Below are 6,350 nucleotides of genomic sequence, written 5' to 3'. Positions count from 1 at the left end.
CCAGGTGGGTGCCGATGCTTCACGACACTTGACCTTCAAGACGGTTGCTCAGGCGGGCACGCGGCCGACCGATCGGCTGCTCAGCCAGACGACGCCGGCCAGGCTCAGGCCCTCGCCGGCGAGCAGGCCGACCAGCGCACCGGCCACGCCCAGGTGGTGCAGCGCCCACCAGCCGGCCGCCAGCGCGGTCAATGCGCTGACCGACGTCAGCAGCGTCAGGGCCCGGAAGCGCGCCTGCGCCGACACCAGCGCGGCCAGCTGGTCGCGCACGCCGGTCACCAGCACGATGGCGGTCCACAGCAGCAGCAGGGTGTCGCGCCCGGCATCCTGGCGGTGCAGCACCTGCGTGTAGACCCGCTCGCGGTTGAGCCACAGCAGCAGCGCATAGGCCAGGCTCAGCAGCGCGACGCCGGCGGCGAGCACCAGCACCCGCTGGCGGGCCCGCACCAGCCCATGGCTGGCCAGCCAGGTCACGGTGCGCGGCAGCATCATCGAGCCGATGCCGGTCGACAGCAGGTTGGCCGGCATCAGCAGCATGCGGGTGGCCGCCACCGCCGCGACGGCCGAGACGTCCAGCAGCGCGGCGACGAGGTAGAGCTGGCCCTGGCTCAGGACCCACTGGATCGTCGCCCCGGCGCTGGACCACAGCGCCAGCGGCGCGATCTGCTCGGCCCACAGGCGCGGCTGGACCCGTGCGGCCCAGGCCTCGTGGCGACGGCTTTCGGCGGCCAGCCGCCAGGCGCTGCCCAGCCCGACCGCGGCCAGCACCGCCAGCACGCCCAGACCGGGCCAGGGCCCGTGCGCCGCCAGCGCCGCAGCCAGCACCAGGCAGGCGCCGTAGACGAGGTCGTGGCGGGCCACGCGCAGCGGCAGGCCGTGGCCGTACAGCACGCGGCGGAAGTACTCGCGCGCCAGCAGCGCGGCGCCGGCCAGCGTGCCAGCCGTCACCCAGGCGGCGTGCCGGCCATCCAGCCAGCCCAGCGCCAGCGCGAAGGCGAGCGCGAGCCACGACAACAGCGCGCCCAGGCCCAGCACCCGGCACTGGGCCACGTACAGCCCGCCGATCAGTGCGCCACGCGGCTGTGGCGCGAGGTGCGGCATGCGCAGCCCCAGCACCGGTCCGACGCAGGCGTTCTGCAGCGAGGTGGCCAGCGCGATCAGCCCGATCACGATCACGTAGGCGCCGTAGTCGCCGTCGCTGGCGCGGCGGATCAGCATCAGCCCGACCAGGAAGCTTGCCGCCGACAGCGCCGCCTGCCCGGCGACCGCGCCGGCGAGTGCGCGCACCAGCGGTGCGCCATGCGCCAGCGGGGCCGCCATGGTCAGGTGCGTTCGCGCAGCGTGCGGACCCATTCGGCCGAGTCATGCGCACGCACGAGCAGCAGCACCTTCCAGACGACGTAGGACGGCACATGCGCCAGGTCCGCCAGGCCACGCCAGCCGACCCCGCTGAGCTGCCAGCCACGCAGCACGTGCAGCGCCAGCGCGGCGAAGCTGCCCAGCGCCAGCCAGACCAGCGCCGCGACCACGCCGCCGGTGCCCGCCAGGTCGACCAGCAGGCCGATGCCACCAATGAACAGCAACAGGCCGGCCATCAGCACCAGCGTGGCCAGCGGCGGCACGACCAGGTCCATCGCCAGGTCCAGGCAGATCCAGCGCACGGCCACCGGCCGGCCAGGGCCCAGGGCCGCGCGGCCCAGTTCGCCCAGGCGATCGCGCCGCAGCTGCCAGCGGCCGTCTTCCCAGCGACGCCGCTGGCTCACGGCCGCCGCCGCGCCGTTGACCATCTGGGAGTCCACGCTGGCCTCGTCGGCATGGTGGACCCGCACGCCGGCCAGGCCGAGGTCGAGGCCGAACTCGATGTCCTCGGCCAGCGACCAGGCGCGGTAGGGCACGCGCTGCAGCAGCGCATGGGTGGCGCTCCAGCCGTTGCCGCGCAGGCCGCAGGACAGGCCCAGCCGTTCGCGGCCGCGCGAGCGCACGCGGTGGAAGGCCTCCAGCGCGATCGCCATCAGCCGGGTGCGCCAGGAGTCCTGCACATTGAGCACGCCATGGTGGACCTGCACGACCTGGGCGCCGTGCTCGATCCGGTCGGCGCAGGCCTGCAGCAGGTTGGCGCTGACGATGCTGTCGGCATCGACCACCACGACCGCATCGGCCCAGCCGTCGCGCCGGCTGGCCTCGAAGCCATGGGCCAGCGCATGGCCCTTGCCGCGCAGGCCCGGGTCATCGCGCGTCCAGACGACGGCGCCGGCGGCGCGGGCCCGGGCGGCGGTGTCGTCGCTGCAGTTGTCGGCCACCACGCAGACCCGTCGCCGCGCCGCCGGCCAGCTGACCGCCAGCAGGCTGGCGACGGTGCGTCCGATCAGTGCGGCCTCGTCGTGCGCCGGCACGACGATGTCCAGGCGCAGCCGCTGCGGCGCCTCCGGACACGGCTTCGGCCGGCCCGACAACAGCGTCAGCCCCAGCAGGTAGAGGCTGGACGTCAGCAGCGGCAGCAGCAGCGCGAACACCGCCGCGCCGATCAGCAGCCAGGCGCCCAGCCACAGGGTCATCCAGACGGTCAGCCACAGCAGGGCCTGCACGAGATCGCTCATGACGCGGCCCCTGCCGTGGTGGCGTACTCGCGGTAGTGCCAGCCGGCGCAGCCCGAGACCTTGCCGGCGTTGGCCGCCGCCAGGATCAGCGCCTGCGCGGCGCGGTGGCGGCCCAGCAGCGCGCCCAGCGGGACCAGCACCAGCGCGACGGCGCATTGCGCGGCCGAGCGGACCATCAGCCCGGCGCGTCCGGCCAGGCCGAGCCGGCCGAAGCGGCCGCTCAGGCGGTGGCGGGCGTAGTCCTGCCCGCCGCGCAGGCCGCGCAGCATCAGCCAGCGCAGGTTCTGCCGGCTGGCCTCGACCGGTTCGGTGACCACCGCCTCGTCGCACCAGATCACCCGTGCGCCCTGCTGGACCAGGCGGCCGAGCAGCTCGCCGTCCTCGCCGCCGGTCAGGCCGTAGGCGGGGTCGAACGGCGACTCGCGGTCACGCAGCAGCGCGCCGCGCACCAGCACGTTGCCGAAGCGCAGCCGGTTCAGCGGCACGATCGCGCCGGTCCTGCTGCGCGGCCAGCGGTAGAAGTCGCCGGCCCGGATCCAGGCCGGCGCGGTCTCGGGCAGCAGCGGCACGACCGGGCCGAGCACCGCGTCGGCCGCGTCCTGGCCGAAGGCGGCGTGCTGGCAGGCGGCCTCGACCAGGTCGGCCAGCCAGTGCGGCGCGGCCCGCTCGTCGTCGTCGATGAAGGCCAGCCAGCTGCCGTGCGCCAGCGCGACGCTGCGGTTGCGCGTCAGCGCGATGTTCTGCTCCGGCTGGGTGCCGTAGACCAGCTCGAAGGGACAGCCGCGCGCGCGTCGCCAGGCGACCACCTCGCGGGCGCTGCCGGTGGCGTCGTTGTCGACCACCACCACCTCCAGCGGCAGCAGGCTCTGGCGCACAAGGTCGTCGAGCAGGTGGCCCAGCCGGTCGGGCCGGCGGTAGGTGGCGATGCACACGCTGATCGAGGCGCGCGACGGCGGCTGGCCCCAGGTTGGACGGTCGGCGTGGCGGTCGGTGGGGTCGAAGACGGGATCGTGGTCGTGGTTCATGGCGGCGGCAGGCTCCGGTCGAGGGGGTCGGGGTGATCGGGGAGATCCGGGTGATCGATGCGGTCGATCCGCGTGGCAGCACGCAGCACCGCCACGAGTTCCTGCCGCGCGCGCAGCAGGTTCCAGCCGAACAGGGCCAGCGCGGTCGGACTGGCCAGCAGCGCCAAGCCCTCCGCCATGCCCTGCGCCAAGGCGAGCAGCAAGGCCAGCACGATGAAGAACATCAGCCGCATCAGCTGCACCGGCGTGCCGGGCCAGTCGCGGCCGGCCAGCCGGTAGACGTGGTACGGCACCCAGCGCGCCAGCACATGCGCGCCCAGCGCGACCGCGCCGATCGGCAGGATCGGCACCAGCACGACGAAGGCCGCGCTGCGGGCGAACTGCAGCGCCACGAACAGCCACACCCGGGTGGCCTTGTCGCAGCGGTTGTAGAGCGCGAAGCCGCACTGGGTGGCCAGCAGCACCAGCGTCCAGCCGGCCCAGGGTGCGGCCCAGGCCGTCCACGGCGCATCGTCCTGCCACGGCAGGGGGCCACGCAGCAGCACGACCGCGACGGCCGCGCTGGCCAGGGCCCACAGCCAGGGCGCGACCGCCGGCGTCGCCACCGGCGCGTCGTGGAAGGCCGCGCTCAGCTTGGGCTCGGCCTCGTGGCGCGCGGCGACGCGGTCGTTGTCGACGTAGCCGCGCTCGTAGATGGCCCAGAACGACAGCAGCAGCGCCAGCAGGCCCAGCGCGTGCAGCAGCGGCTGCGCGGCCAGCGCGACCGAGGACAGCAGCCAGAAGGCGTAGTCCTCCTGCAGGATGGCGCGCACGATGTAGCGCTCGCCCGGCCGCTTGACGCACGACAGGTACTGCCCCGGCAGGTAGACGCCACCCAGCGCGGCCTGGAAGCGCGCACCGGGCCAGACCACCCGCAGCGGCCGGGCGCAGTGGTCCAGCAGGGCCCGGTCCTGTGACGAGTCGGTCAGCACCATCGAGGCGCGCACCGCCTCGTCGCCCAGCGCCTGCCGGGCCAGGTGCAGCTTGCCCACGCGCCGGTCGGCGAAATGCCAGACCCGCACCGCGACGATGCGCGCGCCCGGCAGCCCGAGCGCGGCCACCAGCGGCGCGACGATGGGCAGGAAGCCAGCGGTGGCCACGACCGCGCCAGACGGCACCGTGCCGGACACGCCCAGCACCTGCAGCAGCGCCGCGTTGCCGTGTCGCTCGGCCAGCCCGGCGACCTCGCGCCGCCAGCGCGCGGTGGTGGCCGGGAAGCAGCTCAGGATCAGCCGCACGCGCCAGGCGTCGCGCGTGACCGCCCCGCCGGTCCAGCGCCAGGGCCGCAGCGCGTCGAGCAGGCGCAGCAGCAGCAGGGCCAGCGTGCGCGGGCGGGCGGTGTCGATGAAGTCCTCGGTCGAGTTGCGCAGGTAGAGCGTCTCGTCGAGGTCCAGCAGCAGCAAGCCACGGTGCCGGGCGATGGCCAGCAGCGCCTGGTCGGCCGGGATGTCATGTGGCGTCGTGTCGCTTGCATCGGCGTGGAACGACGGGTTCATCGCGCCCTCCCGCCGACCGGCTGGAAGCGCTGCCGCAGCCGCGCGCAGGGGCGTTCGACGGCGCGCTGCATCGCCCAGGCCAGGGCCAGCATCAGCAGCAGCGCCAGGCCCGTCCGCATCGGCCAGTCCAGCTGCGGCCAGCGCCGCGCCACGCCCAGCAGGATGACGTGATGCGCCAGGTAGACCGTGTAGGACACCGAGCCCAGCCAGACCAGCACCGGGTGGTCCAGCCAGCGGGCCGGCGCCTGCCGCGCATGGCGCACGGCCAGGTGCATCAGACCGGCCACCGCGCCGGCCTGAAGCGTGTAGCGCAGCGTCTCGCGGAAGACCGGCTCGCGCCAGGCGATGCTGGCCAGCAGCACCGCCAGGCAGGCCAGCGCCGCCCCGGCCGGCGCCAGGGCATGCCGGCGTCGGGCACGGCCATCGGTCGCCAGCTCCGGCGGCCGCCACAGCGCCAGCGCGCAGCCGGCCAGGATGGCGTCGATGCGGGTGTCGGTGCCCATGCCGATGCGGTCCGCGCCCGCGCCCTGCCCCACCAGCACGAGGCGCCAGGCCAGCACCACCCCGCACAGGACCAGCAGCAGCGCGACCGCGCCGGCCGGCGAGGCCCGCCGCAGCAGCCAGGCCGCCAGCAACGGGTAGAGCAGGTAGAAGTGCTCCTCGATGGCCAGCGACCAGACCACGCCGACGCCGGCCGGCAGGCCGTGGAAGTCCTGCGCGATGGCATGCAGGTTGCCCGCGTAGAACAGCGCCGCCAGGAATCCGCCGGGGGTGTAGCGGCCGTCGATCCAGCCGGCCTGCGACAGCGCGACGGTGGCCAGCAGCACCAGCAGCAGCGGCGGCATCAGGCGCAGCAGCCGACGGGCCCAAAAGGCCCGCAGGTCGATGCGCCCGGTGCGGGCCTGCTCGCGCCGCAGCAGCGTGGTGATCAGGTAGCCGCTGAGCACGAAGAAGACCGTCACGCCCAGGCCGCCCGGCACCTGCCCTTCCAGCCCGCTGTGGGCCAGGAAGACGAGGGTGACCGCGAGCGCGCGCAGGCCGTCCAGCGCGGGGATGGCGAAGGCCGCCGGTGCGGTCATCGGAAGGGTCAGCGGCAGGGTCAGCGGCAGGGTCAGGGGCCGCGGCTGCGGCAGGGACAGCGGCAGCGGCAGGGTCAGGGGCAGCGTGGGCGGCAGGAATCGCAGCGTCGCCAT

Annotated in this window: 5 protein-coding genes; all 5 read right to left on the bottom strand. The window is 74.7% G+C overall.

All coding sequences use genetic code 11. The annotated features are described in order from the left end of the window. Nucleotides 1-48: 48 nt before the first annotated feature. From Q8X39_RS19460 to Q8X39_RS19440, 5 genes are read right to left on the bottom strand one after another with little or no spacing between them, the layout of a single operon-like run. Entirely contained in the window at nt 49-1,320 is a 1,272-nt protein-coding gene (locus Q8X39_RS19460; RefSeq protein WP_305751361.1) for a polysaccharide biosynthesis protein, read from the bottom strand. Between the two features lie 2 nt (nt 1,321-1,322). Beyond that, nucleotides 1,323-2,597: a glycosyltransferase family 2 protein gene (locus Q8X39_RS19455; RefSeq protein WP_305751360.1), complete on the bottom strand. Its 1,275-nt coding sequence runs from the start codon at nt 2,595-2,597 to the stop codon at nt 1,323-1,325. Continuing rightward, the gene (locus Q8X39_RS19450; RefSeq protein WP_305751359.1) at nt 2,594-3,622 is read right to left on the bottom strand and encodes a glycosyltransferase family 2 protein; all 1,029 of its coding nucleotides are present in this window, start codon (nt 3,620-3,622) and stop codon (nt 2,594-2,596) included. The genes Q8X39_RS19455 and Q8X39_RS19450 overlap by 4 nt, the downstream gene beginning before the upstream one ends. Next, nucleotides 3,619-5,157: a hypothetical protein gene (locus Q8X39_RS19445; protein ID WP_305751358.1), complete on the bottom strand. Its 1,539-nt coding sequence runs from the start codon at nt 5,155-5,157 to the stop codon at nt 3,619-3,621. The genes Q8X39_RS19450 and Q8X39_RS19445 overlap by 4 nt, the downstream gene beginning before the upstream one ends. After that, entirely contained in the window at nt 5,154-6,350 is a 1,197-nt protein-coding gene (locus Q8X39_RS19440; protein ID WP_305751357.1) for an acyltransferase family protein, read from the bottom strand. The genes Q8X39_RS19445 and Q8X39_RS19440 overlap by 4 nt, the downstream gene beginning before the upstream one ends.

This window comes from Leptothrix discophora (assembly GCF_030705305.1).
Lineage (GTDB): Bacteria > Pseudomonadota > Gammaproteobacteria > Burkholderiales > Burkholderiaceae_C > Sphaerotilus > Sphaerotilus discophorus.
Note: the sequence above shows the minus strand (reverse complement) of the source record. Positions and strands in the feature narration are given on the sequence as shown.

Bases quoted from the DNA above. Each gene is read 5' to 3' on its own strand.
- Q8X39_RS19440 (WP_305751357.1), bottom strand. From the start codon at position 6,350: ATGGCGACGCTGCGATTCCTGCCGCCCACGCTGCCCCTGACCCTGCCG.
- Q8X39_RS19450 (WP_305751359.1), bottom strand. From the start codon at position 3,622: ATGAACCACGACCACGATCCCGTCTTCGACCCCACCGACCGCCACGCC.
- Q8X39_RS19445 (WP_305751358.1), bottom strand. From the start codon at position 5,157: ATGAACCCGTCGTTCCACGCCGATGCAAGCGACACGACGCCACATGAC.
- Q8X39_RS19460 (WP_305751361.1), bottom strand. From the start codon at position 1,320: ATGGCGGCCCCGCTGGCGCATGGCGCACCGCTGGTGCGCGCACTCGCC.
- Q8X39_RS19455 (WP_305751360.1), bottom strand. From the start codon at position 2,597: ATGAGCGATCTCGTGCAGGCCCTGCTGTGGCTGACCGTCTGGATGACC.